The following is a 25159-nucleotide window of genomic DNA, read 5'->3' on the forward strand; positions in this document are numbered from 1 at the left end:
TCACCTCATCGTGGTGCGGGTGGTCCGCAGGCTGGTGACCACGGTGACGGTCAGGATCGCGGCGACGACGGCCAGCGAGAACCACGTCGGGATCTTGTAGAGGTCGAGCAGCAGCATCTTCACGCCCACCCACACCAGCACCAGCGCCAGACCCAGTTTGAGGTACACGAAGCGATGCATCAGGTCGGCCAGCAGGAAGTACATCGCGCGCAGGCCCAGGACGGCGAAGGCGTTCGACGTGAACACCAGGAACGGTTCGCGGGTGACCGCGAAGATCGCCGGGATGCTGTCCACCGCGAACACCACGTCGGTGACCTCGACCAGCACCAGCACGGCGAGCAACGGGGTGGCTACCCACCTGCTGCCCTCGCGGACCAGGAACCGCCCGCCGCGGAAGCCGTCGGTCACGGGAACGAACCGGCGGAACAGCCGCAGCACCACGCTGCGCTCCGGGTCGATCGTCTCCTCCCGGTGCCGCGCCATCCGGATGCCCGTGAAGACCAGGAACGCGCCGAACAGGTAGAGGATCCACGCGAACGACGCGATCAGCACCGACCCGGCGGCGATGAAGACCGCCCGGAACACCAGCGCGCCCAGCACGCCGTAGAACAGCACGCGGTGCTGGTGCTCGCGGGGCACGGCGAAGTAGCTGAAGATGATCGCGAACACGAAGACGTTGTCGACGGCCAGCGACTTCTCGATGACGTACCCGGCGAAGTACTGGCCGGCGAACTCGCCGCCCCACGCCCACCACACCACCGCGCCGAACGCCAAGCCGAGCGCCACCCACACACCCGACCAGACAGCGGCTTCACGCACGCCCACCACGTGCGCGCCACGGTGTGCGTACAGGTCCACGGCCAGCATCAGCAGGATCACGCCCAGCACGGCGGCCCAAGCCCACAAGGGTACGTACAGCATCCGGTGCACCTCCGGTTCATCGTCCGTGAACCGAAGGTCTCCCCACGCCCGACGCGGACGTCACCGGGACCGGGCGGGCCACGGGGCCTGCCGTATTGACGATCCGGGTGAATCGGGTACTCCCCTTCGCCCCACCAGAATGACGAACTGGAGTTCGTCTGTCAAGCGGTCTAGTGTTTCAACCCATGCGGCCCGATCACGATGACCGCGGCACCACTTGGACGTTCCTGAGCAACCACGCCCACGTGCTGCTGTACCTCGCCTCGGACGGCGACCAGACGCTCCCGGTGATCGCCGACAAGGTCGGCATCACCACACGGGCCGTGCAGCTCATCGTCACCGACCTCATCGAGGGCGGTTACGTGGAGCGGACCAAGCTCGGTCGCCGCAACCACTACCGGATCAACCCGGACGGACACCTGCGCCACCCGATGGAGTCGCACCACCGCGTCGCGGATCTGATCGCCGCCCTCGGCCTGGACAACCAGTCCCTCCCGACCGGGCGGCAGGGCGGGCGGGAGCTGTCCTGACCGCGAGTCCACAACGGAGTCCCGACCGGACCGCCACGCCGACGACGCGGCCGGAGATCCCTTGTCGACAGAGGTCGCGCACCGGTTCGAGGCCGTCCTAGGCAGTTCGAGCAGCCTTATGCGCACCGAGGGGCCGAGCATCCGGAAGAACTCGGCCTTGGCCTGGTGCAGAGCAGGTGGTCCGCGCCCGACCGCTGCCGGCGCGGTGTGATGCGCAGGTCGAAGCGCGTGGTCACGCCGGTCGTCAGACGGGAACCGCCGTGACGATCACGTTGTCCGAGTACGACCGGGCGCCGCTGTCGAAGTCGCCGCCGCAGGTGAACAGCGTCAGCCGCGGCGCGCCGTCGCGTGCGAAGTAGGGGGCGAGGTCGAGATCCTGCTTGGGGCGCTGCTCACGGGCCACGACGCGGTACCGGCGTTCTCCGCCGTCCTGCCCCGTGACCAGCGCCTCGTCACCCGGTTCGAGCTCGGCCAGGCGGCGGAACGCGCCGGGACCGTCGGTGGCGCTGTCCACGTGGCCGCCGAGCACCACGGACCCGGTCGGCTCGTCGAGGCCGGGTCCGAGCCGGTACCAGCCGACGACGTCCACCGACGGGGGGACGGCGAACTCGCCGCGCTCATCGACTCCGGTGGGCTCGACCGCGGCGGTCACGCCCAGGGAGGGCAGGGTGAGAGTGCGGGGCGCCGTGACCGGCTGCGGGGTCGGGACGGTGGCCGCCACTGTCGGCACGGCCGGTGCACCGAACGGCGCCGACGCGGGCGTGGGTGGGCTCGCGGACTGGAGTGCTCGCACTGCCTGCGCTCCGACGGTGGGGGCCGGTCGTCCGGTCCACCACACCGCGATCAGGACGCCGGCCAGGACGAGCACGGCGGCGAACCCACCCACGCGCCTCATCGCGCCACGTCCCCCGCCGGGCGGGCCGAGCGCCGCCGGAGGGCTGCCGTCGCCGCGACGAGCAGCAGGGCGAAACCGCTCAGCAGTGGCCACGGCGCGCTCGTGTCGGCGGCGCCACCTGTACCGGCCGGCATGCCGGTGGGCGCACCGCCCAGGCCGTCGACGACCTGGGAGGCCAGGCCGAGCGTCTTGCCCTCCGCTGAACCGATCGCGTACACGATCGTGGCGCTGCCCGCCTTGAGGTTGACCGACTGCGGCCCGAGGACGACGGTACTGGTACCGGCCAGCACGACGTCCGCCTCGACCGCACCGGCGGGCAGGTCGGCCTTTGCCTCCTTGGGGTTGGTCAGACCGGTGAACACGGGCTTCCCTCCCGCGCGGACGTCGACCGCCGGGGCAGCGGCAGCGTGCCGCACGATCAGCCTGGCCTGGCCTGCCGCGACGGCCGCGGTGTCGTTGACGAACGCGGTCAGGGCCGGCTTGGCCGCCGCATCCAGGTGGGCGGCGAGGCTGAGGTTCTTCCCGCCGGGCACGGACAGGGCCTGGTTGCGCAGGATGGCGCTCCCGACCGGCTCACCGGGTTTGGTGAGCGCCACGTCGTAAGTGCCGGCGGCCAGTTCCAGGGGACCGGCGACCGTTGACGGTTCGAACTTGTCCAGTGTCTTGGCGCCGTTGACGTAGACGTCGACGGGCTGGCCGGGGATGCCGTGCACCACCGACACCATCGACACCTCGGCGGCGCTCGCGAAGGGCGCCGCGCCGACGGTCGTGCCCAGAACGAGCGCGGCTGCGGCCAGGACGCGGGGAATCGCTGTCTTCATGGTTGCTCCAGAGAATCAACGAGCAGGACATCCACCGATACGACCGCCGACCCTGCCGTGGATGCACCGCATCCGGAACGCACCGCGGTAGCGAACCACTCTCGTGGGTCCGTCATGCACACCCGGTGCACAGGCTTGAGGATCGGTCAGGTGGTGCGACGATGGTTGCGGTTGTGACCGCGCTGCCGCCCAGCGGTGAGACCGCCGGGACAGATGACGACCTGCCGGTGCGGTTCGCGGCCGGCGAGCCGAGAGCGCTCCGAACGGTCTACGACCGGTACGGGCCGGCGGTGATGCGCGTGGCCCGGGCGAGCCTGGGCAACGTGCACGACGCCGAGGACGTCGTGCAGACGACGTTCGTGTCGGCTTGGCAGGCGCGGGACACGTTCGACTCCGGCAAGGGCAGCCTGTTGGTGTGGCTCCTCACCATCGCGCGCCGCCGGGCCGTGGACCTGTTGCGCGCTCGCGGCCGGCACGAACAGGTGACGCGCGTGCTTCACTCGATCGGCGGACCGGTTCACCAGGAACCGGCCGAGCACCGGTCCGACCGGGTGCTGGACCGGCTCGTCGTGCTCGACGAACTGGCGACCCTGCCGGCGGAGCAGCGCAGGGTGCTGGTGCTGGCCTTCTACGATGATCTCACCCACCAGCAGATCGCGGCACGGACCGGCCTACCGCTGGGGACGGTCAAGAGCCACCTGCGGCGGGGCGTGGACCGGCTGCGCAAGCGATGGGAGGTCGACCGTGCGGCACGTTGACCTCGAACGACTGACTCTCATCGCGATCGGTGATCTCACCGAAACGTTCGAGGACACCGATCACCTGCGCGAGTGCGCGGCGTGCGCCCAGGAGTTGCGAGCGCTGCGCGACGTGGCGGCCCTCGGCCGCGAAACCCGGCACGAGCGCCACCTGCAGTCCCCGTCGGAGTCGGTGTGGGAGCGCATCGCCGCCGAGACCGGTCAGGACGGCGAGCCGGCCGCCACACCGCCGCCCGTGGTGCCGTCGCCGACGAGGCGCCGCCCTGGCCCGCGCTTGCTGGCGGTCGCCGCGGCGGCAGCGGTGCTGGGCGCCGGCGGCGCGGTCGCGGTGAACCTGGCCGCGATGCCCAGGCCGCTGCCCGAGCCTGCCGAGCAGGTGATCGCCCGCGCGGACCTGGACCGCCTGCCGTCCGCGCCACAGAGCGCCGACGGCGAGGCACGGGTCGTGCGCACGGGCGATCGGGTGGTGCTCCGGCTCCGCATGGACGGCATGCCCGCGCCCGAGGGCCTCTACCAGATCTGGCTCTACGACGGTGCCGACACGATGATCCCGCTGGGCGTGCTCACCGGTGGGCAGGCGGACGTGGCGGTGCCCGACTCCATCGACCTGGCGGATTACCCGATCGTGGACGTCTCGGCGCAGCGCCTCGGTCAGCAGGAGCACGGAGTGAGCATGCTCCAGGGCAATCTCACGTGACCAGGCAGCGTACCGGTCAGCCGAGGTCCACGGATGGCGTGCCGTGCGCAGGAGTCCTCGACGACGGGCTGTGCGCGGCGCAGGTCGGGGGCGTGGCATGTGTGGGAACAGGTGGTGCTTGAGACGTGCCCGAGCCGGAGGGGACCGCGCCGTCCACCCCGGTGGCGAAGCCGTCCACGAAGCTGGTGGCTGCTGGGCGCGATCGCGTTCGCCATGGTGCTCGCCGAGGGTGTCGCCAACGACTGGGCCGCCCCGCGTCGCAACCCGCCGGCGCGGTGGGCGAGTGATCTGCGGTGACGAACGGTCCACGGTGGACGGCAGGTGATCGGTAGAGCCGATCACCTCTGCCGAACTTCCGGCCCGTGACGATCATCGTGGACGTCCGGGCCGCCGAGCGGCGGTAGCTTTCGGTCATGGAGTTCGCCGTCCACATCACGACTTCCTCGCCCGCGCACCGCCGGGAGGCGTTGCCGCCGAGCCGGGCGCTGTCCGCGGTGGAACCGGGAGCGCTGTGCTGGTGGTGCGGGCTGGAGGTCGCGCAGGGTTGGCCCGCCGCTCACCCGGCGGCGTCCCTGGTCCCCTCGACGCCGGCATCCTCCGGTCGCGCCGCCGCCGGCACGTGGCCGGAGCACCGGTTCTGCGCCGACCCGGTCAACCGCCGGTTCGACCTGGAGGACCCCGACGCGTCGGTGCCGGTGCGGCGTGCGCGCCTGGCGTTCGCCGTGCGGCTCGCCGCAACGGGCGACCTCGCGCAGGCGCGCGAGTGGCGGCGGTTCCAGCGGGGCGGTGATCCGGAGCGCACGACGGTCGCGCACCTGCGGTCGCTGCTGCGCCTCGGCGTCCGCCCCCGTTCGGCCGACGTCGTCGCCGTGCTCTGCGGGCCGCTGACCCGTCGCCTCTACCTGCTGCGGGTGCGCAGGTGGTCGCGCCGGGCAGCACTGGTCTCCCAGGTCGCCCGGGTGCCTCGCCGTTTCGCGCCGTGACGCGATAGCGGAGGTCGTACAGTGGCGCGATGGTGAACGCGAGCCGCCGGGTTCGAGCCGCACGCCGGCGGAAGCGCCGGATGGGTCGGGTGGAGCACGACCTCGATGACGCGCAGTGGCAGGCGCTTCAGTCGGCGTGGGGTGGCTGCGCCTACTGCGGTGCGAACGACGGACCGTTGCAGCGGGACTGCGTGCTCGCGATCTCCCGTGGTGGCCGCTACACCTTGGACAACGTGGTCCCCGCGTGCCGTTCGTGCAACGCCAGCAAGTGCAACACCGAGGTGACCGCGTGGCTCCGCCGCAAGAAGCTCGACGAGGGCGGGTTCCTGCTCCGCCACGCCGAGATCGGGGCGACGCTGCCGGGCCTCGGTCAGATCGGCGAGCAGTCCGGCTTGTCGGTCCAGTCCACACCGCAGCGGTAAAGCGTGATCACGGAGTTGTAGCCGTACCTGGCGCCCAGGGTGTTGTACTCGTTGACGTCGACGCGGCCGGCGACGTAGTGGTCGGTCGGCGTGCCGCGGGCGGTGTCGGTGTGCGACGGCGGCGTCGACGTGGTGGTGCTCGTGGACGTCGGTGAACCGTCCACCAGTCCCCAGAACCGGGCCATGTGGTGCGCCGCGCAGATGTTCACGTCGAGGATGTAGGCCCCGGCCGTGCCGCACTGCCCGGCGCCCGTCCCCGGGTCGACCGGCTGGCCGTGGCCCATGCCGGTGATGTCGTAGACCTCCACCGTGCCGCCGTAGACGCGGTGCGGGTAACCGGCGACCGTGTCGCGCACGTCGGCCGTCTGGTCGGTGCCGTTGACGTCGGTCCACTGCTCCACCAGCTCGGTGGCGTTCAGCGGGCGCACGGTGTTGTCGGAGGTGCCGTGCCAGATGGAGACCTTCGCGCGGGTGCCGGTGTAGCCGGCCGCGGCCCGGACCCGGTCGCCCCACTGCGCGGGGGTCAGGTTCACGCCGGGGTTCATGCAGGTGTACGCGGAGGACACCGTGGTCGCGCAGCCGTGGGGCAGCCCCGCGACCACTCCCCCGCCGGAGAACACCTCCGGGTAGGTGGCCAGCATGACCGACGTCATCGCGCCGCCCGCCGACAGACCGGTGACGTACGCCGACGTCGACCCGATGTCCGCCTTCACCCGGTCGACCATCTGCTTGATCGACAACGCCTCACCGGAGCCGCGGCGGGTGTCGCCCGGCTCGAACCAGTTGAAGCAGGAATTGGCGTTGTTCTGGGACTTCTGCTGCGGGAACACCACCGAGAACTGCCACCGGTCGGCCAGCGCCTGCCACCCGGTCCCGTTGGCGTAGCCGGACGCGTTCTGCGTGCAGCCGTGCATCGCCACCACCACCGGCCGTCCGCTGCCCAGGCCCGTGGGCACGTACCGGAACATCTGGAGGTTGCCGGGGTTCGTGCCGAAGCCAGTCACCTCCTGCAGCGTGGCCGCGCGGGCGGGCCGCGACGTGCTCACCACTGACAGGGCGACGACCACCAGGACGGCCAGCGTGGCGACGAGCGCCGCGGCGGGACCGCGGCTACCGACGACGGGGTGACGATCGGGCACGGCGAACCTCCACGACGAGGACGGAGTGACAGCGGTCACACGGATGCCTCGATGCTAGGAACCGCCGCGATCCACGGCCGTGGCGGACGCACCCACTCTTCGCGGCGCCGGAGTGTGATCCCGGCACATCGACCCGCTCGCCGGTTCGCGCATTGCCCGCCGACGCGGGGGCGGGCGCCCGAAGACGCCCGCCCCTGACGCGCCGAACCCTCAGGCCAACGTGATCGCGTACACCTCCACCCGCGGGTCGTCGGGCAGCGTCACCGAGTGCACGGTCTTCGCCGGGTCGAGCGGGAGGGACAGGCCGAACAACCGGACCGGCGGACCGTCCACGCCCTGCCCCGCCTTGATGCGGTGCGGCATGTCCAGCACCACCGTGCCACCGGAACCGGCCCAGTCGCCGACCGTCATCGGCACCTCCGCGGTGGTGCCGTCGGCGTACCGGACGGTCACGGCCGTGGTCACCGGGCCGTTGTGCGACGCCGCCACGATCCGCAGCGCGCCGTGCTCGCCCGCGGGCAGCAGCATGGCCTGCCCGCGCGCTTCCACGAAGTTCGCGGCCGTGCCGGTCGCGTCCGGTGCCTGGTACGTCACGCCACCCCACGACACGGGACCGGCGGCGGGCAGCAACGCGGCGTCGTAGCTCCAGCCCTGACCGTCGAAGTTGCCCTGACCGGACGCGGCGACCGTCGCCGCGCCGTCGTGGTTCAGCTCCCGCGACAGGTCCACCGCGCACTGGTCGCCCGCCACCGCGCACGTCGCCGCCTGCCGCACCTCGACCACGGCCTCGCGCACGACGGTGTTCGACCCCTGCACGGTGACGCGCACCGGGTACCGGCCGATCGGCGTGCCGGCGGGCACCGTCACCACGACCTCGACCGACCGCTGAGCCGGCAGCCGGTCCGACTTGATCACCATCGGCGGCGTGGCGGGCGCCGACCAGCCGGCCGGCACCTCCGTCGTCACCTGGACCGGCACCGCGCCGGGCGCCTGGGCGAGCACGTCCAGCGTCAGCGGCACCGTCTGCGGCGAGTCCGCCGTCGGCACGACCGCCGCGGACTGCCGCAGCGACGCGTCGACGTGCCGCCGGTCGTCGGGCCGCGCGCGGTTGATCGAGGGCGGCTCGGAGCCGGGGTCGGTGCCCCAGGACGACGGCCTGGTGCCGAGCCGGTGGGCCAACGTGCCGCCGCCGGCGACGTCGTCCCAGTCCAGCCACGTCTTGCGCACGTCACGGCCGTTGAACGACACCTGCTGGACGTACCGGTTGGCGTCGCTCGCGCCGGGCGCGGTGATGGTCAGCGTTTCCTGTCCGGTCCGGACGGTCGCGCCCGGGAACTGGGGGCTGGACAGGGCCAGGAAGTCGCCACCGCTCATCGTCGGGTAGAGGCCCAGCGACGAGAACACGTACCAGGCCGACATCGTGCCCAGGTCGTCGTTGCCGGTCATGCCGTCCGGACCGGTGGTGAACAACGTCATCGCCGCCCGCACGACGGTCGCGGTCTTCGCCGGCGTGCGCGTCGACAGGTAGAAGTACGGCGCGAGCAGGTCGGGTTCGTTGTTGGGGTTGTACGTGGGCTTGCCGTAGTAGTCGTAGGGCTGGGTGATCCAGTCCTCCCGCACGGTCTTCACCGGGTCGGCGAGCAGCTTGTCGTAGGCGAAGAACGCGTCGAGCCGGTCCTCTGTGGCCGCGCGCCCGCCCATCAGCTCGACGAGCCCGTTCGGGTCCTGCGGCACCAGCCACTGGTACTGGAACGCGCCGCCCTCGTGGAACTGGTGGCCGGCGTCGACCGGGTTGTAGGGCGCCACCCACGTGCCCTCGGCCGTGCGGGGGCGGAAGTGGCCGGTCGAGGCGTCCCACAGGTTGCGGTACCACTGCCCGCGGTCGGCGAACACGCGCGCGTCGTCCCGCTTGCCCAGGCCTTCCGCCATGACCGCGAGCGACGCGTCCGCCGCCGCGTACTCCAGCGTCGCCGACGCCGGGTGCACGCAGTCGTTGTCGCCGCCCTTGTGCGCGCAGTCGGTGCCGAGCCGCAGCCCGGACGGGATGTAGCCGCGGTCGCCGTAGAACTCGACGCCGGACCGGCCGTTGTACGGCGAGTCGGCGGGCGGCACGGTGGTGGCGTTGCGCTTCAGCAGCTCGTACGCCTCCTCCTCGTGCCCGGCGAGCAGGCCCTTCGACCACGCCTCGACCAGGAACGGCGTCACCGGGTCGCCGGTCATGATGTTGGTCTCGCTGTTCGCCAGCGCCCAGCGCGGCAGCCACCCGCCGTCACGACCGCTCGCCACGACCGACAGCGCGACGTCCCGCGCGACCTCGGGTTCCAGCAGCTCCAGCAGCTGGTTCTGCGGCCGGTAGGTGTCCCACAGCGACAGGTTCTGGTACGGCGTGAACCCCTCGGCGGTGTGCGGCTTCCCGTCGAAGCCCATGTACCGGCCGTCGACGTCGCCGGCGAGGTTCGGGTGCAGCAGCGAGTGGTAGAGGGCGGTGTAGAAGGCGACCCGGCGTTCCGGCGCGCCGCCGTCGACCCGGATCGAGTTCAGCCTTTCCACCCAGGCCTGGTGCGCAGCTGCTTTCGTGGCGTCGAAGTCGTAGGAGTCGCCGGTCTCCTCGGCGAGGTTCTTCCGGGCTCCTTCGATGCCGGTGTACGAGAGGCCGACCTTGAGCACCACGTCGCGGTCGGCGGTCGCGTCGAAGGTCACCCACGCGCCGTTGCCGCCCTGACCCGCCGCGTCCGGCACCCCCGGCGCGCGGGTGGTGCCGCGCCACGTGCCGAAGCTCGCGAACGGCCGGTCGAACGTGGCCGTGAAGTACGTGGTGTGCTCGTCGTGGCCGGCGCAGAACCGGCCGGCGCGCACCCGTCCCTCGATGGTGCGGTCGCCGATGACGTGCACCTCGGAATCGAGCACCTGCTGGTTCGCCTTGCCGGTGTTGAACAGGACGTTCGCCTGCGCTCCGGCCGGGAAGGTGTGGCGCTGCCAGCCGGTGCGGGGCGTCGCGGTCAGCTCCGCGTCCACGCCGTAGCGGGACAGGCCGACGCGGTAGTAGCCCGGTCGCGCCTCTTCGTCGGCGTGCGAGTACTTCGACCGGTAGCGGGCGGTGTCAACGTTGTCCACCGGGCCGGTCGTCGGCATGACCGGCAGCTCGCCCGCGACCCCGCAGCCGACGCCGGACAGGTGCGTCTGGCTGAAGCCGTGGATCTCCTGCTGCTGGTAGTCGTAGCCGCCCTGGCCGCCGGTGTCCGGGCTCACCTGCACCATGCCGAACGGCATGCTCGCGCCGGGGAACGTGTTGCCGAAGTTCTGGGTGCCGACGAACGGGTTCACCAGGGTCGTCGGGTCGACGTCGTCGGGCTGGGCCGCCGCCGGCGTCGCGGCGAGCGGTGCGCCGACGAGCACCAGCGCGACGGCGAGCAGCAGTGGGTTGCCTCGTCTGAGCGGCATCGGCAAGGACCTCTCTGGGGTGACAACGTTGTCAGGTGATCCGATCGCCCGATCACCGCCCCGACTCTGACGCACGACGGCCCGCCAGTCCAGACCCCACGACCACCCTGACCGGTCAAATCCGGCGAGCGGGCCGGCACACGGCCCGCGGCCACCCCTCCGTCCGAACTGTCCGCAGTGTCCGGGTCACCGCCGCATCCTCGGATCATGGCTGGGGTCGTCGTACATCGGCGGACAGCCGAGGTGGATCGCTCCGGGACGCAGTTCGTAGTGCCAGGGTTCGTTGCGGTAGATCTGGCACAACCCGTACTCGGCGCCGTGCTCGGAAAGCCACGCCCTGGCATCGGAACGCCCGATGTCGACCGCGTCCCCCGACACGTGGGCCGACGTTTCCGGAGTGGCCACCCACCGGGCTGCTTCCTTTTCCGAGCCGTACAGGGAAACGGCGTCGCGCAATAGTTGATCCTGGTACTCCGGAGAACGCCAGCCGCCGTTGACGAAGAACTCGACCCCGTCGTCCTTGGCATCGGTCGCGGCTCGGCGCAAGGCGCCCAGCAGGCCTGGATCGAGGTTGACCACGGCCGGAACCCCGTCGTCGAAGACCGACACCGGGTCGGGAACCGCGCCGTGCGCCTTTCCGAGAACGCGCCGGACGTCCGACGAGAATGAGGACGCCGGCAATCGGGTGCGACGGGCCGCTGTTCGTGCCGGTGCGCGGTAGGGCCTGCTTCCTGGTTCGATGTAAGGCATGCGTGCAGTCAAATCAGCGCGGCGTTGCCGACACGTATGAGGTTCTCGATATGCCGACGATATGGACCGGCTCGTAGCATCGGAGCATGCGCATATTGGTCGTCGAGGACGAGCCCTACATGGCAGAGGCCATCCGTGACGGGCTCCGCCTGGAGGCGATCGCCGCCGACATCGCCGGTGACGGCGACACCGCCCTGGAGCTGCTGAGCGTCAACTCCTACGACATCGCCGTCCTCGACCGCGACATCCCCGGGCCGTCCGGTGACGAGGTCGCCGAGAGCATCGTCGCGTCCGGCAGCGGCATGCCGATCCTCATGCTCACCGCCGCCGACCGCCTCGACGACAAGGCCACCGGTTTCGGGCTCGGCGCCGACGACTACCTCACCAAGCCGTTCGAGCTGCGGGAGCTGGTGCTCCGGCTCAGGGCGCTCGACCGCAGGCGGGCCCACAACAGGCCACCGGTGCTGGAGATCGCGGGCCTGCGGCTGGACCCGTTCCGCCGGGAGGTCTTCCGCGACGGCCGCTACGTCGGGCTCACGCGGAAGCAGTTCGCCGTGCTCGAAGTCCTCGTCGCCGCCGAGGGCGGTGTGGTGAGTGCCGAGGAGCTGCTGGAACGGGCGTGGGACGAGAACGCCGACCCGTTCACCAACGCCGTGCGGATCACCGTCTCGGCCCTGCGCAAACGGCTCGGCGAGCCCTGGGTCATCGCCACCGTCGCGGGCGTCGGCTACCGCATCGACACCGGAGCTGACACCGCGGACCAGGCAGGTGACCGTGGATAGGCAGCCCGGTCTCAGCGTCCGGCTCAAGCTCACCCTCAGCTACGCCGGGTTCCTCATGATCGCGGGAGCGCTGCTGCTCGCGGTGGTGTGGGTGTTCCTGCTGCGCTACGTGCCCGAGTCCGTGACGCGCCCGCCCAACCGGCTGGTCCTCACCGGCCCCGACCGGTCCGAGCTCTGGGACGCCTTCGCGCCGAAGGCCACCGCGGCGTTGGTGTTCCTGCTGGTGTTCGGCCTCGTGGGAGGGTGGCTCCTCGCCGGTCGGATGCTCGCGCCCCTGGCCCGGATCACCGACGCCACCCGCCGGGCCGCGGACGGGTCGCTCTCCCACCGGATCTGGCTGCCGGGCCCGGGGGACGAGTTCCGCGAACTCGCCGACGCCTTCGACGCCATGCTCTCGCGGCTCGAAGCACACGTCGCCGAGCAGCAGCGGTTCGCGGCCAACGCCTCACACGAGCTGCGCACCCCGCTGGCGATCACGCAGACGCTCCTCGACGTGGCCCGCAACGATCCGAACAGCCACTCCCGCGAACTGGTCGACGCGCTCCGCGCCGTCAACACCCGCGCGATCGACCTCACCGAGGCGATGCTCCTGCTCAGCCGCGCCGACCAGCGGTCCTTCACCCGGGAACACGTCGACCTGTCCCTCGTCGCGGAAGAAGCCGCCGAAACTCTCCTCCCCCTCGCGGAGAAGCACGGCCTCACCATCCACACCACCGGCGACATCGCCCCCACGACCGGTTCGCACGCTCTGCTGCTCCAGCTGGCCACGAACCTCGTGCACAACGCGATCGTGCACAACCTGCCCGAACAGGGCGCTGTGTGGGTGACCACCAGCGTCGACCTCGAGACCGTCGTGCTCTCGGTCGAGAACACCGGCGACGAGCTCGCACCCCGGCTGGTGTCCACCCTGACCGAGCCGTTCCAGCGCGGCACCCAGCGCGTACGCACCCACAACGCGGGTGTCGGCCTCGGCCTGGCGATCGTCAAGAGCATCGCACAGGCCCACGACGGGACCCTCACCATCACGCCGCGGACCGGCGGAGGGCTTCGCGTCACGGTGCGACTGCCCGCCGCGGCCACCGACTACGCGATGGGGAAGTCGAAGTAGTCGTGCGGATGGGGTTCGTCCCGCAACGTGTAGTGCCACCACTCGCGGTCGTACCGGTCGAACCCGCAGGACTCCATGACGGAGCAGAGGTGTCGGCGGTTCTCCGCTTCGACCGGCGTGGTGCCCGCTGCCCCGTGGTGTGAGATCGAGTCCATCAGGTCGTGGCCACCGCCCATCGCGGCGAGTTCACCGGTGGCCAGGTGGTAGAGCGTCAGGTCGACGGTGCTGCCTCGGCTGTGGCCCGACTTCGCGGCCACGTAACCCTTGTCGACCATCTCGGACCTGTGGATGTTCGGGTAGTGCCGCAGCTTCGTCCGGCCGTCCTCCGGCTGGGCCGACCAGCGCAGGAAGCAGTCCACGGCCCGTTGAGGGCGGTACCCGTCCCAGAGGAGCAGGCCGAAGCCGAGGGTCGCGGCCTTGTCCCGGGCGCTCTCCAAGGCCGCGCAGAGCGCCCGGGTGCCGACGATCCGGTTCGCCAGGTACCCGTCCACCGGTTTGCCGGTGAAGTTGTCCCAGGTGGCGTACTTGGCATCCCAGCGAAGGCCGGGCACGAGCTCGTCGACGAACACGAAGTCGTCCTTCACCGGGCGTCCCCCGCCAAGGCCGACGAGACGACCCGGTCGATCACGTCGCCGAGCGACAACCCGGCGGCGGCCATCATCCTCGGGTACCGGCTGTACGAAGTCAGGCCCGGCAGGGTGTTGACCTCGTTGAGCACCACCGTCCCGTCCTGCTTGAGGAACATGTCCACTCGCGACAGTCCACGGCAGCCCAAGGCCCGGTACACGGCCTTCGCCGTCTCCTGGACGAGCGAGCGCGCCGCCGCCGGGATGTCGGCGGGAACGACCGGTGTGGAGTTCTCGGACCCGCTCTCCGGCTCGTCCTCCTGGTGGATCCGGAAGAAGCCGTGGGACAGGGCGATCCGATCCACCTCGCCCGCGACCAGGTCCGGGTCGTTCCCCAGGATCGCGCAGCCGACCTCGCTCCCGACGACCGCCTCCTCGATCAACACCTTCGAGTCGTACTGCCTGGCCGCCTTCACCGCGGTCGGCAGCTCTTCTCCGCGGGACACCTTGCCGACGCCGAAGGACGACCCCGAGCGGGCGGGCTTCACGAAGACCGGATAGGTGAACCGGTCCGGATCGGGGTTCTCGTCCGCAGTGACCGTCCAGAAGGTCGGCGTGGCGATTCCCGCGCTCCTGACGACGGCGTAGGCCAAGGACTTGTCCATGCACAGCGCGGAGCTCTGGACGTCGCAGCCGACGTAGGGGATGCCGGAGAGCTCCAACAAGCCCTGCATCGCACCGTCCTCGCCGAACCTGCCGTGCAGGACGGGCAGCACGACGTCCAGGCGGATCGCTTCGCAGTCCCCCTCCCCCAGCACCAGCAGCCCGTGGACGCTCCGGTCGGGTGACAGCACGACCGGACGGGCGTCGCCGTTCTCCCACCCCGCGCCAGGACCGTCGCAGAGCTTCCAGGCGCCGGACCGCGTGATCCCGATCCACAGCGGCTCGTACTTCTCGGCGTCGAGGTTCCGGGCGACCTCTTGCGCGGACTTGACCGAGACGGGGTGCTCCTCGGACGCGCCCCCGAAGATGATGCCGACCTTCAGCCTGTTCATGCCGTTTTCCCGTTCTCGAAGTTCAAGCAGTTGATGAGACTGTTCTCGACGGTGTCGCGCAGTGCGTGGTCCGTGTAGTAGGCCGTGTGCGGGGTTATGAGCACGTTCGACAGCCTTTGCAGCCGCAACAGCGCCTCGCTCCCGATCGGCCTGTTCCGGCAGTCGGCGTAGAAGATCCCTTCCTCCCCTTCCAGGACGTCCAGCGCCGCCCCTCCCAACCTGCCGCTTTCCAGTGCCGGGATGAGGGCTTCGGTGTCGAGAAGCGACCCGCGCCCGGTGTTCACGACGATCGCGCCGTGCTTCATGTGCCCGATGCGCCGGCGGTCGAGGAGGTGGTGCGTGTCCGCGGTGAGCGGGGTGTGGAGCGTGACGATGTCGCTCTGCCGCAGCAATTCGTCGAGCGGGACGTAATCGGCGGAAGCCCGGGGACGGGTGTCGAAGGCCAGGACTCGGCCGCCGAAACCTCGCAGGCGGTCGATGACCGCGGTGCCGATGCGCCCCGTTCCCACCACTCCGACGGTCAGGTCGCGCAGTTCTCTCCCGCGCACGTCATCCAGTCGGTAGTCGTGGACGTCGGCGCGGCGGACGATCGACTTCGCGTGGCGCACCGCCATCAACATCAGCATCAGCGTGTAGTCGGCCACGCTGTCGGGCGAGTACGCGACGTTGCCGACGGAGATGCCGACGCTCGCCGCGTATGCCACGTCGATGTGGTTGTACCCGATGCTCCTCGTCGACACGTACTCCACGCCCACCCGGCTGAGTGCGAGGAGCGTGGCGTTCTCGACTCGGGTCTTGTGGCCGATGCTGATGCAGCGCTGCCCGAGTGCCAGTTCGACGTTGGCCTCGGACACCGCGGCCTCGGTGATGGTCGGCAGGACGCCGAAGCGAGGCGCCAGCTGCCGGAACAGGACGACCTCGTCCTGACCGCACCCGTAGATCGTGATCCCCGTGACCGGGGCGGTCAGGGCGGACGTCGCCGGCGATCGGGTGCGAGGGGGCGCTGTTCGTGCCGGTTCGCGGTGGCTCATGCCCCCAGTCAAGGCAGTGGGCTGTTGCGAGCGCGTATCCGGTTTTCGATATGCTCACGATACGTTGGGCGAAAAATGCATCCCGAACAGGGATTTCACCGATCGGCGTCGGGAAATCATCGGGTTGCGAGAATAGGGGTGCTGCTCGGCCGTTCGGCTCTGTACAGGGTGTAGGGGTGCTGTTGGGATGTCCGGCATGTACAACGCCATTGTGATAGGTGGTCGGTGTGCCGGGGCGGCTGTCGGTGCGCACCTGGCCCGGCGAGGTCTCCGGGTGTTAGTGGTCGACCGGTCGCGGTTTCCGAGTGATGTGCTGTCCACGCATTTCGTTTGGCCGCACGGTGCCTCCTACCTGAACCGGTTGGGAGTGTTGGACCAGGTGAGGGCCGTGACACCCGCTCACACCGAGGTCACTGTGGTCAACAACGGGATCGCCTTGCGCGGCGGTGTTCCCGAGGAGCTGCTGCGCAACCAGTTCCGGTTGCTGCACGACGACGACAGCGGTATCACCACGGAGTACTTCTCGGTTCGCCGGCACGTGCTCGACAAGATCCTGGTCGACAACGCGGTTCAGGCCGGTGTGGAGTTCCGCGAGGGTTACACCGTCAAGGAGCTGCTGCGGGATGAAGACGGCACCGTCATCGGCATCAAGGGCCGGGACGGCACGGTCGAGCACGCCCAGGTCGTGATCGGGGCCGACGGGCGCAACTCTTTCGTAGCGCGCGCTCTCGGAGTCGAGAAGTTCGACGAGCGGCCACGGTGCACATTCGCCTATTGGAGCTACTTCAGCGGTATCCCCGACGCCGAAGCGCAGATCCACCGGCGGGGCCGGCTCGGAATGGCGATGGCCTCGACCAACCACGGGCAGACCATGGTGCTGACGTGGGGGCCGAGCGAGTGGGCCGCGGACTTCCGGGCCGATGTCGAGGGCAACTTCCACCGCGCGCTCGGGCTGATCAGCGAAGAGGCGGCGGACACCGTGGCGCGGGCGCGGCGGGAGGAGCGCTTCTACGGGACGCTCGACCAAGCCGCGTACCTGAGGCAGTTGCACGGGCCCGGCTGGGTGCTGGTGGGCGACGCCGAGTCGTTCAAGGACCAGTGCACCGCGCTCGGGATCACCCACGCCCTGCGCGACGCGGAGCTGGCCGCGGAGGCGGTCGGCGGGTGGCTCGCCGGCGAGACCGACCGGGACACCGCCATGGCCGGGTACGAGGCCAAGCGGCGCAGCCAGACCGCCGCGGCCTACTACGACTACGTGTGCACGCTCGCGGAGATGAAGCCGCTCCGGCACGACGAGCTCCAGCTGTTCGCGATCCTGCGCGGCAACCAGACCGAGATCGACCGCTTCATCGCCACCCACGTCGACGTGGCTCCGGTCTCCGAGTTCTTCGACCCCTCCAACGTGTTCCTGCTCAACGACACGGCGAAGGAGTCCTCGCTCGACCACAGCGCGTTCGCCGACTTCGAGGCGACCTACCGCGAGTACCAGCGGAACCCGTTCGTGCGAGTGGAAGCGGAGGCGACCCGATGACCGGCACCCTGGCCGACGAGCGCGAGGACGGCGAGGTCATCGCCACGCTCATCGCCGCCGCCGACGCGGCCGACACCGACCCGACCACCGCCGCCAAGGCGGTCGCCGTGGCCGCGCGCGAGGTGTCGGACATGATGCGGAACTGGGCGTCCCACATCCCGTGGGAGGACCTGGAGGACCTGGACACCCTCCCGGCGGACGAGGTGGTCCGCTTCTTCGGCGAGGAGTACCCGGCGATCCGGGCCGACCTGGAGCCGATGTGGGAACCGGCGACGACGGCCGCGCCCGCGATCGACCCCGACGAGGACTACGCGCTCGACAAGAACGCCTACGACTTCTTCCGGCCCGTCGGTGCCAACCTGCTCGACCGGACCGAGGAGTTCCACGGCTGGGTGGAGGCGCGTCGGCGCACCGAGACCTGGCAGTACTCCCGGGTCCTCGAGGCCGCGCCCGGCGGGGTCGCGACCATCACCAACGACTTGAGCAAACCCGCCCGCGGCATCAACTTCAACTCCCAGGACTACCTGTCGTTCAACGCCCACCCGGAGATCCGGGAGGCGGCGGTCCGGGCGATGCGCGACTTCGGCCCGCACAGCGCCGGGTCGCCGATGGTGCTGGGCAACACCCGCATCTCCGACGAGCTCGAGGTCGCCCTCGGCGAGATGGTCGGCCTGGACCACGTGACGCTGTTCTCGAACGGGTGGTCGGCGGGGTTCGGCACCGTCACCGGTCTCGTCCGCCAGGAAGACCACATCCTGATCGACCGCCTCGCCCACTCGTGCCTCCAGTCGGGAGCGCGTGCGGCGACCAGGAACATCACCCGCTACACCCACCTCGACGTCGAGGCCGTGCGCACCCACCTGGCCCGGATCCGCGCCGTCGACACCCACAACGGCATCATGGTCATCACCGACGGCCTGTTCTCGGTGGACGCCGACTGGCCGGACGTCGTCGCGCTGCAGGAGATCTGCCACGCCTACGACGCGACCCTGCTGGTCGACGTCGCCCACGACCTCGGCTCGATGGGTCCCGGCGGCACCGGCGTCCTGGGCATGCAGGACATGCTGGGCAAGGTCGACCTGGTCATGGGCGCGTTCTCCAAGACGTTCGCCTCGAACGGCGGCTTCGTCGCGGCCAAGTCGCCCGCGGTGAAGCAGTACATCAAGATGTTCGCCGGGTCGCACTTCTTCTCCAACGCCCTGTCCCCCATGCAGACCGCGGTGGTGCTCAAGGCGGCCCAGATCATCCGCACCGACGAGGGCGAAGCGCTGCGCGGGCGGCTGTTCTCCGCCATCCACGCCCTGCGCGACGAGCTGACGACGCGCGGGCTGACCTGCATGGGCTCGCCGAGCCCGATCGTGCCGGTGCTGATCGGCAACGAGAAGCTGGCCCGGACCGTCAACCGCCTGCTGTTCGACCGCGGTGTGCTCGCGTTCATGGTCGAGTTCCCGGTCACCCCGACCGGCGCGTCGCGCTTCCGGTTGCAGGTGCAGGCCGCGCACGAGCCGGAGCAGGCGAGGGACGCGGCCCGCATCATCGACGAGGCCCTTCGCGACGCGAAGGAGCACCTGTCCAGCGCGTTCGGCAACGCGTTCTAGCGGTACCGGCGGGACGGGGCGGTCGTGTCCGACACGAGCGTCCCTCCCCCGGTCCCCGAACAGCAGAGAAGAGGACGTGTGAGGCCGTCGGTGGACTCCGGGAAGCTCGCCCGCGCCGTCGCCGACACCGCCGTGCTGAAGGCGGACGACGGGGCGCGGGGTGCGAACCCCTATTACTGGCACCGAATCCAGGACCTGCTCGCGGCGGTGATGGACGCGGTCGGGTCGGGTGGTGACGCGGAGCTGTCCGCCGCCGTCGCGGCGCTGGCGGCCGATCCCGGCAGTGCCGCGCACTGGCAACGGGTTCGCGCGCTGGCGGAAGCCGCCCTCGAAGACCCCGGCCGCAGGGCGGACGAACTGGCACGGGCGGCTCGGGACCTGCTGCGGCGGTCCCGGCTGGGCTATCACGTGGGCGGCGACTACGACCGGACGGTGACCGACAGCGGCGACTGGCGGCGGTGGGAGGCGGCGAAGCCCAGCGGGTCGGGGGAACCGTCGGCGCAGATCGTGATCCCGTTCCGGAATCGGGACCGGGACGGGTACCGGAGCCGGAACCTGACGGCGTGCCTCAAGTCCCTGGCCGACCAGAGCGCCGACCGGTCCGCTTATCACGTCACCGTCGTCGAGTCGGACGATGAGCCGCGGTGGCGGGAGCAGGCCGAGAAGTACGCCGACGAGCACGTGTTCGCACCGCACGGCGGGCCGTTCAACAAGTGCTGGGCGGTCAACGTCGGCGTGGTCACCACAGCGCGGCCGGCGCCCCTCATCTGCGTCCTCGACGCGGATGCCCTGGTGGACCGGAACTTCGTCGAGCGCAACGTCGCCCGGTTCGACCGGGACGGCTCCGGTGGGTTCCTGCCGTTCCGGGACTTGACGTACCTCGACGAACCGGCGTCGGCCCGTGCGATCGCGGACCGCTGCGTGGCGGGCGCGGGCGAGGCCGACCCGGAGCGGTTGCGCGGCTTCGTGGTCCACCGCGCGCCCGGGATGTGCGTGTGGCTGCGGCGGGACGTGTTCGAGGCGGTGGGGGGCATGGACGAGCGGTTCGAGGGCTGGGGGCGCGAAGACCTCGACTTCGTGATGAGGGTGCAGCTCGCGACGGCGTTCGACCAGTACGACGACCGCATGGTGCACCTGTACCACCCGTCGTCGGCGTTGCTGGACAGCGGTCGGACCGTCAACGCCCACATCCCCCTGCTGTCGTGGCAGCCGGAAGAGGCGATCGGCCGCGTGGACCGCTATCGCGACTGAGCCCACCCGCACCGTTCTGCCGAAATCCTTTTCGCTGATGGCTGGAAGGCCGGAAGCTTGGTCTGGGACTACAGTGGGGTTCCGGTTCCAGGATCTTCGAAAGGCTTTCAATGGGCAGGCAGCGGTCGAGCTCCCCGACCCTCAACGACGTGGCCAAGCTGGCCGGCGTGTCGATCTCCACCGCGTCGAAGGCGCTCAACGGCCGCGACGAGGTCGCACCCGAGACGCGCGCCCGCGTGCAGCACGCCGCCGCCCGGCTGTCGTTCCAGCCCAACGCCCTGGCCCGCGGCCTCATCTCCGGCCGCACCCGCACCATCGGCCTGCTCACCGACGAGCTCGGCGGGCGCTTCTCCATCCCCGTGCTGCTCGGCGTGGAGAACGCCCTGGCCAACGAGCAGATGTCGGTCCTGCTGTGCGACGCGCGCGGTGACGCGATCCGTCGTCGGCACTACATCAGCACGCTGCTCGCGCGCCAGGTCGACGGGTTCATCGTCCTGGGCGACGACAACGACGTGCGCCCCTCGCTCACCCGGGACATCCCCGTGCCCGTCGTCTACGCGTACGGCGAGTCCGACGACCCGGACGACCTGTCGGTGCCGGCCGACGACGAGGGCGGGGCCCGGCTGGCCGTCGAGCACCTGGTGTCGTTGCGGCGCAAGCACATCGGCCACATCACCGGCCCGCAGAGCTACCGCGCCGCCCGTGACCGCGTCACCGGCCTGCAGCACGTGCTCGCGGAGCACGGGTTGACCCTGGCGGGCGGCGATCCCCTGTACGGGCAGTGGTCGCAGCGGTGGGGCAGGCACGCCACGCGCGCCCTGCTGGCCACCGCGCCCGAGGTCGACGCGATCTTCTGCGGCAGCGACCAGATCGCCGTCGGTGTCGCGGACGTGCTGCACGACCTGGGCCGACGGGTGCCCGAGGACGTGGCGGTCGTCGGCTACGACAACTGGGAGGAGTTCGCCACGGACTGCCGCCCGCCGCTGACCACCGTGGACCTCGACCTGGAACACCTCGGTGCGACTGCGGCCCGCCTGCTGCTCGACGCGCTGGACGGCCGGCCCGCCGGTGGCGTAGTCCGCCACCCGTGCCGCCTGGTGGTCCGAGAGTCCACCGCCCCAGCCACCGCTTGAGGTCCCGGGCCGGTGCCCGCCGCGACCACCAGTCGGTCGCGGCGGGCACCGGCCCGGTCGCGGTCAGCTCAGTGCCAGGTCCCCGGTCGGGAAGGTGCCGTGCGCGGGGTTCACGTCGGGTTCCCCGCCCCGGCCGTCGCACCCGCGTGACGGGTTGAACGCCAGGTAGGTGCCCGCCGAGCAGGCCGTGGCGAACTCGGCATCACCGCCCACCACCACGTAACCGGACAGGTTCGCCCCGTTCTGGATCAGGGCGTTGTCCTTGACCACGGCGTTGCCGCCGACCGTGCCGCCGTTGACCCAGCCCAGACCCTCGATGCGGGCGTTGTCCCGGACCGTCGCGTAGCCGTGCACCGCCGCCTTCGGCCCGACATACGCGCTCGCGGCGACCGTGGCGGTGTTGGCGACCCATCCACCGCCGTTGGAGTGCCAGTGGCCGCCGCTGCCCGCTGCGGGCTTGACGTGCCCCGGTTCGAACCCGGACGGCGTCGCGCCGGACACCCGGAACTCGTACGGGTAACGCCGCGCCTTGTCGTAGCCGTCGAGGAAGTTGTAGCGCGGCACGGCGGTCGGCGCACCGGTCACCACCAGCCACACCTCGCGCTCACCGGACTGGAGTTGGAAGGTGATCTGACCGTCGACGCCCACCGTGACGGGCGAGTAGCGCGGGACGCCGTTGCGGACGGCGACCAGGCCGAACGCCCACCCGGTCGCGCCGGTCTCGGCGTGGCCCTTGACCCGGACCTTCACCAGCGCGCCGTCCGCCGCGACCAGCTTGACCTTGTTGAAGCCGTAGTCCGACGGCGCGGCGCGGGTGTTCATCCGGAAGTGGCCGGCCGCAGCGTCGACCGGCTCGACCAGTCCGCCGTTGTAGGCCTTGAGAAAGCCGGCGCCGTACACGTTGTCGATGAACGGCATGAGGGTGGCGCGGTTGGCGAAGTCCCAGGTGACGTTGCGGGTGGCGTACTCGCCGATCCGCCGGTTCAGCTCGGTCTGACCGATGCCGGTCAGGCGGCGGTAGACCTCCAGCGGGTGCTCGTTGTCGCGCGCCTCGTTCCACATGCGGTTGAACATCGCGAGGCCGTCGCGGTCCTTGACGTACTGCATGAGCATCCAGTTGCCGTAGTGGTGGCGGCTGGAGCTCCAGTACAGGTTCTCCGACCGCAGCCACCGGGTGAGGTCGCCCGCCGCGGTCCCGGGCAGCGCCTGCATCGCCATGAACTCCGCGCTGGTCTCCCAGAACGTCCCCGCGTAGGGCGCGGTGAACCCGTACCCGGGACGGCCCAGGGTGGTGTACGCCTGGAACACGTGCGCCAACTCGTGGGCCAGGCCCCAGGAGCCGGGCAGCGCCGCGCCGGGGGCGACGTTGATGATGCCGACCCGGCCGTCGACCGAGCCGCCGGTGGCCCACGCGTCCAGCGCCGTGCGGTTCCACGTGCGGGTGATGATCACGATGATCTTGTGCTGGGCCAGCAGCCCCGTCTCGGGCGTGAACCTCATCGTGTTCACGTAGAACGTGTACAGGTTCTCCAGCTGCGTGATGACGCTGTTCGGGTCGAAGTTGTACGGCGCGGGCGCCGACACCGGGTTGGTGCCGGACTTCTCGCCCCACAACAGGATGAAGTTGGTCGACTCACGGGTGCGCTCGGGCGACCACGGCACTTCGCCCGTCTGCGTCCACCGGGCCGGGAGGTAGACCGTTTTCGCCGCCGCTGACGCGGTCGGCGGCGCGACCACCGCCACCAGCGCACCCACGAGCAGGGTGGCGAGCACCACCCGGATGCTCCTCATCCGCTTGCCACGCTTGTCGGACATCATCGTGCGACAACACCTTTCGTCGGATCGTGTCGTGTGGCGCGACATGGCGGCGGATCTCGCACCCGGTCGGGATGCTGACGAGCGTGGAGCACGAAAACGTTTTCGGCAAGGGTGGGCGCGGGTGTCCGGTGCGACGACGTTCAGGGACGCGCCGGTCCCGATCCGGCCGCCTCGGCACGGCCCTCGTCACGGGCTTGAGCGAGAAGTCGGTCGAAACGGCGGCGACGCGCGCGGGTCCGGAACCGGATGGCGAGCAACGCCGACACGACGAGGACCAGCAGGACCGCTTGGCCGACCGGGAGCGCCCAGGTGGTGACGGTGACGGTCACCGGCGCGGCGTCGGCGCCCGGGTTCACGGTGACAGTGGTGGTGATGCGGCCGAAGGGCCACGCCCGCGTGTCGCGGTGGTCGAAGCGGCGGGTGCCGCCGGGGAGGACTTCACGGGAGCGGGCGGCACCGGTATCGGTCCACGTGGTGTCGGCGAAGAGGGTCGAGCTGGTCACGCCGATGTCGGGGGCGACGCGGACGTTCCCGTTGTTGACGACGTCGTACCGCAGGTGCACCGTGCCGGCGGCGAAGGGGTTCCACGTCTGCTCGTAGGCGGCATGGACGTTGGTGACGGCGAGTTCGGCGGTGAGATCGCCGGTGACGCGGATGTCGAAGCGGACCCCGACCCGGTTGCGGACCCGGACCTGACCGGAGGCGGTGTCCAACGACGCGGTGACACCCGCCGGGTGGTCGCCGGGGGTGGCGTGGTCGGGCGCCGTGACGATCACGGGGACGACGGTGGTCGCGCCGCCGTCGACCGTGACGGTGTCGGGGACGGTGATCCAGGAGCCGCCGTCGACCGGGGTGACCTCGGCCGAGCGCATGTCGAAGACGCCCTTGTCGGTGAGGTAGCCGTCGTTGGCGTCGAGGACGAAGGCGACGGGCCGGGCCGAGTGGTTGGTGACCGCGATGTGCTCGGTGACCCGCTGGCCGGGTCCGACGTGCAGGTCGACCGCGCGGCGTCCGTCAGGCCCGTTCGCGGCAGCCGGGACGACCGACCAACTCACCTCCGCCGCGCCCGGCGGGGTCAGGGGTCGCCCTGCGGTGGCGGGGAGGACGGGAGCTGCCAGGAGGACGGCGGTGACGCACAGCAGAAGGCGACCGAGGACGGGCATCGGGTTCTCCGGGAGGGCCAGGAAGGTGCCGGGACGCGGGGTCCTGGGCCGCGCCCCGAACCAGGCCGGCTCAAGACCGCTCGGACAGGACAAGGCCCGGAACGCGGCGTCATCGGCCGCGTCCCGGACCGTGCCCACTCAGGACTGGTCGAACAAGGACAGGGTCAGCGTCGAGGTGTACTGGCCCGCCGTCACGTCGACCGGCGTGCGCAGCACCAAGTCGGCGTTGACGTCCCACGAGCCGGTCTCGTCCGCCGCGTTCGCCGTCGACACCAGCAGCTCCTGGCCGACCAGACCGACCGCGGGTGCGCCGGAACCGTCGTCGACGACGCTGGAGACCGCCTCGCCGACAGCCACCGCACCGGTCGTCGTGTCGGAGAGCAGGCGCGGGCGCCAGCCCAGGTGCTCCGCACCGAACCCGGTACCACCGCCCACGGGCGTGAACGCGCCGGCCTGGCCGACCACCGCCCAGAACGAGCCCGCCGGGATCTCCGCCGGGTCGCGGGTGTCGGTGACCGTGATCGTCGGGGTGACGCCGGTGAACTGCCGGGCCGAGGCGTTCGACCCCTGCTCGATCAACGTCACGCCGTCGTTCGCCGCCACCGTCAACGTCAGCGCCCCCGGCGTGTCCAGCTCTTCGATCGTGACGTTGATGTCGACGTCCGGTTCGTCGGCCGCCGCGGGCTGGACGGCCGCCCCGCACAGGGCGACGCCCAGTGCGGAAGCGACGAACAACCGGGCGGTGGTGGATCTTCTCATCGTGGTC

General features: G+C 70.8%; 23 protein-coding genes. 11 read left to right on the top strand and 12 right to left on the bottom strand.

What is annotated here, in order from left to right; translation table 11 throughout:
* Complete coding sequence (locus OQ02_RS13380; protein ID WP_033438756.1) at nt 1-918, bottom strand: TerC family protein; 918 nt, start codon at nt 916-918, stop codon at nt 1-3.
* A 188-nt stretch (nt 919-1106) separates the two neighbouring features.
* Between OQ02_RS13380 and OQ02_RS13385 the strand changes: the two genes are divergently transcribed.
* Entirely contained in the window at nt 1107-1451 is a 345-nt protein-coding gene (locus OQ02_RS13385; protein WP_033438673.1) for a helix-turn-helix transcriptional regulator, read from the top strand.
* A 244-nt stretch (nt 1452-1695) separates the two neighbouring features.
* Here OQ02_RS13385 and OQ02_RS13390 read toward each other — a convergent pair whose 3' ends face one another.
* Both OQ02_RS13390 and OQ02_RS13395 read right to left on the bottom strand, forming a co-directional pair.
* Nucleotides 1696-2346 carry a class F sortase gene (locus tag OQ02_RS13390; protein ID WP_033438674.1) on the bottom strand — a complete coding sequence of 217 codons (651 nt, stop codon included), beginning with the start codon at nt 2344-2346 and terminating at the stop codon, nt 1696-1698.
* The gene (locus tag OQ02_RS13395; protein WP_033438675.1) at nt 2343-3167 is read right to left on the bottom strand and encodes a DUF4397 domain-containing protein; all 825 of its coding nucleotides are present in this window, start codon (nt 3165-3167) and stop codon (nt 2343-2345) included. The genes OQ02_RS13390 and OQ02_RS13395 overlap by 4 nt, the downstream gene beginning before the upstream one ends.
* Before the next feature lie 161 nt (nt 3168-3328).
* Between OQ02_RS13395 and OQ02_RS13400 the strand changes: the two genes are divergently transcribed.
* From OQ02_RS13400 to OQ02_RS13415, 4 genes are all read left to right on the top strand, one after another.
* A complete protein-coding gene (locus OQ02_RS13400; RefSeq protein ID WP_051772248.1) occupies nt 3329-3925 on the top strand; it encodes an RNA polymerase sigma factor in 597 nt (198 codons plus the stop codon).
* Entirely contained in the window at nt 3912-4622 is a 711-nt protein-coding gene (locus OQ02_RS13405; protein ID WP_033438676.1) for an anti-sigma factor, read from the top strand. The genes OQ02_RS13400 and OQ02_RS13405 overlap by 14 nt, the downstream gene beginning before the upstream one ends.
* Nucleotides 4623-5035: 413 nt before the next feature.
* A complete protein-coding gene (locus OQ02_RS13410) occupies nt 5036-5605 on the top strand; it encodes a hypothetical protein (RefSeq protein ID WP_033438677.1) in 570 nt (189 codons plus the stop codon).
* 29 nt (nt 5606-5634) lie between these two features.
* Nucleotides 5635-6027, top strand: a complete 393-nt coding sequence (locus OQ02_RS13415; RefSeq protein WP_081915587.1) for an HNH endonuclease — start codon at nt 5635-5637, stop codon at nt 6025-6027.
* Here the strand turns inward: OQ02_RS13415 and OQ02_RS13420 are convergent.
* The 3 genes from OQ02_RS13420 to OQ02_RS13430 all read right to left on the bottom strand — a co-directional run bounded on the left by OQ02_RS13420 (nt 5976) and on the right by OQ02_RS13430 (nt 11186).
* Nucleotides 5976-7166, bottom strand: a complete 1191-nt coding sequence (locus OQ02_RS13420; RefSeq protein WP_231499998.1) for an extracellular catalytic domain type 1 short-chain-length polyhydroxyalkanoate depolymerase — start codon at nt 7164-7166, stop codon at nt 5976-5978. The two genes, OQ02_RS13415 and OQ02_RS13420, sit on opposite strands and share 52 nt — an antisense overlap.
* A gap of 210 nt (nt 7167-7376) precedes the next feature.
* Complete coding sequence (locus tag OQ02_RS13425; RefSeq protein ID WP_033438678.1) at nt 7377-10607, bottom strand: GH92 family glycosyl hydrolase; 3231 nt, start codon at nt 10605-10607, stop codon at nt 7377-7379.
* 186 nt (nt 10608-10793) lie between these two features.
* Nucleotides 10794-11186 carry a M15 family metallopeptidase gene (locus OQ02_RS13430; protein WP_231499999.1) on the bottom strand — a complete coding sequence of 131 codons (393 nt, stop codon included), beginning with the start codon at nt 11184-11186 and terminating at the stop codon, nt 10794-10796.
* Between the two features lie 257 nt (nt 11187-11443).
* Between OQ02_RS13430 and OQ02_RS13435 the strand changes: the two genes are divergently transcribed.
* On the top strand, nt 11444-12139 hold the full coding sequence (locus tag OQ02_RS13435; protein WP_033438680.1) for a response regulator transcription factor: 696 nt from the start codon (nt 11444-11446) through the stop codon (nt 12137-12139).
* Nucleotides 12132-13247: a sensor histidine kinase gene (locus tag OQ02_RS13440; RefSeq protein ID WP_033438760.1), complete on the top strand. Its 1116-nt coding sequence runs from the start codon at nt 12132-12134 to the stop codon at nt 13245-13247. Before OQ02_RS13435 ends, OQ02_RS13440 begins: the two co-directional genes overlap by 8 nt.
* On the opposite strand, the gene vanX is transcribed toward OQ02_RS13440, so the two are convergent.
* The 3 genes from vanX to vanH are packed head-to-tail and all read right to left on the bottom strand — an operon-like array spanning nt 13223 to nt 15815.
* Nucleotides 13223-13831, bottom strand: a complete 609-nt coding sequence (vanX, locus tag OQ02_RS13445) for a D-Ala-D-Ala dipeptidase VanX (protein WP_033438681.1) — start codon at nt 13829-13831, stop codon at nt 13223-13225. The genes OQ02_RS13440 and vanX overlap by 25 nt on opposite strands.
* The gene (gene vanA-Sc / locus OQ02_RS13450; protein WP_033438682.1) at nt 13828-14868 is read right to left on the bottom strand and encodes a D-alanine--(R)-lactate ligase VanA-Sc; all 1041 of its coding nucleotides are present in this window, start codon (nt 14866-14868) and stop codon (nt 13828-13830) included. Before vanA-Sc ends, vanX begins: the two co-directional genes overlap by 4 nt.
* Nucleotides 14865-15815, bottom strand: a complete 951-nt coding sequence (gene vanH / locus OQ02_RS13455; RefSeq protein WP_442973612.1) for a D-lactate dehydrogenase VanH — start codon at nt 15813-15815, stop codon at nt 14865-14867. The genes vanA-Sc and vanH overlap by 4 nt, the downstream gene beginning before the upstream one ends.
* A 280-nt stretch (nt 15816-16095) precedes the next feature.
* Between vanH and OQ02_RS13460 the strand changes: the two genes are divergently transcribed.
* The 4 genes from OQ02_RS13460 (at nt 16096) to OQ02_RS13475 (ending at nt 21412) form a co-directional block, all read left to right on the top strand.
* Complete coding sequence (locus OQ02_RS13460) at nt 16096-17430, top strand: NAD(P)/FAD-dependent oxidoreductase (RefSeq protein ID WP_197043315.1); 1335 nt, start codon at nt 16096-16098, stop codon at nt 17428-17430.
* Nucleotides 17427-19028, top strand: coding sequence for an aminotransferase class I/II-fold pyridoxal phosphate-dependent enzyme (locus OQ02_RS13465; protein WP_033438685.1), 1602 nt, complete (start codon nt 17427-17429; stop codon nt 19026-19028). Before OQ02_RS13460 ends, OQ02_RS13465 begins: the two co-directional genes overlap by 4 nt.
* 78 nt (nt 19029-19106) lie before the next feature.
* On the top strand, nt 19107-20279 hold the full coding sequence (locus OQ02_RS13470; protein ID WP_033438686.1) for a glycosyltransferase: 1173 nt from the start codon (nt 19107-19109) through the stop codon (nt 20277-20279).
* Nucleotides 20280-20428: 149 nt separating this feature from the next.
* Nucleotides 20429-21412: a LacI family DNA-binding transcriptional regulator gene (locus OQ02_RS13475; RefSeq protein WP_231500000.1), complete on the top strand. Its 984-nt coding sequence runs from the start codon at nt 20429-20431 to the stop codon at nt 21410-21412.
* 63 nt (nt 21413-21475) lie between these two features.
* Here OQ02_RS13475 and OQ02_RS13480 read toward each other — a convergent pair whose 3' ends face one another.
* The 3 genes from OQ02_RS13480 to OQ02_RS13490 all read right to left on the bottom strand — a co-directional run bounded on the left by OQ02_RS13480 (nt 21476) and on the right by OQ02_RS13490 (nt 25152).
* A complete protein-coding gene (locus OQ02_RS13480) occupies nt 21476-23227 on the bottom strand; it encodes a DUF6055 domain-containing protein (RefSeq protein ID WP_081915602.1) in 1752 nt (583 codons plus the stop codon).
* A gap of 143 nt (nt 23228-23370) precedes the next feature.
* Nucleotides 23371-24393 carry a DUF916 domain-containing protein gene (locus OQ02_RS13485; RefSeq protein WP_033438762.1) on the bottom strand — a complete coding sequence of 341 codons (1023 nt, stop codon included), beginning with the start codon at nt 24391-24393 and terminating at the stop codon, nt 23371-23373.
* A 138-nt stretch (nt 24394-24531) separates the two neighbouring features.
* A complete protein-coding gene (locus OQ02_RS13490; protein ID WP_033438688.1) occupies nt 24532-25152 on the bottom strand; it encodes a hypothetical protein in 621 nt (206 codons plus the stop codon).
* Nucleotides 25153-25159: the final 7 nt, after the last annotated feature.

Origin of the sequence: Saccharothrix sp. NRRL B-16314, assembly GCF_000716595.1 — a bacterium.
GTDB lineage: Bacteria > Actinomycetota > Actinomycetes > Mycobacteriales > Pseudonocardiaceae > Actinosynnema.

Bases quoted from the DNA above. Each gene is read 5' to 3' on its own strand.
- vanA-Sc (WP_033438682.1), bottom strand. From the start codon at position 14,868: ATGAACAGGCTGAAGGTCGGCATCATCTTCGGGGGCGCGTCCGAGGAG.
- OQ02_RS13435 (WP_033438680.1), top strand. From the start codon at position 11,444: ATGCGCATATTGGTCGTCGAGGACGAGCCCTACATGGCAGAGGCCATC.
- OQ02_RS13410 (WP_033438677.1), top strand. From the start codon at position 5,036: ATGGAGTTCGCCGTCCACATCACGACTTCCTCGCCCGCGCACCGCCGG.
- OQ02_RS13460 (WP_197043315.1), top strand. From the start codon at position 16,096: ATGTACAACGCCATTGTGATAGGTGGTCGGTGTGCCGGGGCGGCTGTC.
- OQ02_RS13390 (WP_033438674.1), bottom strand. From the start codon at position 2,346: ATGAGGCGCGTGGGTGGGTTCGCCGCCGTGCTCGTCCTGGCCGGCGTC.
- OQ02_RS13400 (WP_051772248.1), top strand. From the start codon at position 3,329: ATGGTTGCGGTTGTGACCGCGCTGCCGCCCAGCGGTGAGACCGCCGGG.
- OQ02_RS13485 (WP_033438762.1), bottom strand. From the start codon at position 24,393: ATGCCCGTCCTCGGTCGCCTTCTGCTGTGCGTCACCGCCGTCCTCCTG.
- OQ02_RS13480 (WP_081915602.1), bottom strand. From the start codon at position 23,227: ATGTCCGACAAGCGTGGCAAGCGGATGAGGAGCATCCGGGTGGTGCTC.
- OQ02_RS13465 (WP_033438685.1), top strand. From the start codon at position 17,427: ATGACCGGCACCCTGGCCGACGAGCGCGAGGACGGCGAGGTCATCGCC.
- OQ02_RS13415 (WP_081915587.1), top strand. From the start codon at position 5,635: ATGGTGAACGCGAGCCGCCGGGTTCGAGCCGCACGCCGGCGGAAGCGC.
- OQ02_RS13385 (WP_033438673.1), top strand. From the start codon at position 1,107: ATGCGGCCCGATCACGATGACCGCGGCACCACTTGGACGTTCCTGAGC.
- OQ02_RS13490 (WP_033438688.1), bottom strand. From the start codon at position 25,152: ATGAGAAGATCCACCACCGCCCGGTTGTTCGTCGCTTCCGCACTGGGC.
- OQ02_RS13395 (WP_033438675.1), bottom strand. From the start codon at position 3,167: ATGAAGACAGCGATTCCCCGCGTCCTGGCCGCAGCCGCGCTCGTTCTG.
- OQ02_RS13425 (WP_033438678.1), bottom strand. From the start codon at position 10,607: ATGCCGCTCAGACGAGGCAACCCACTGCTGCTCGCCGTCGCGCTGGTG.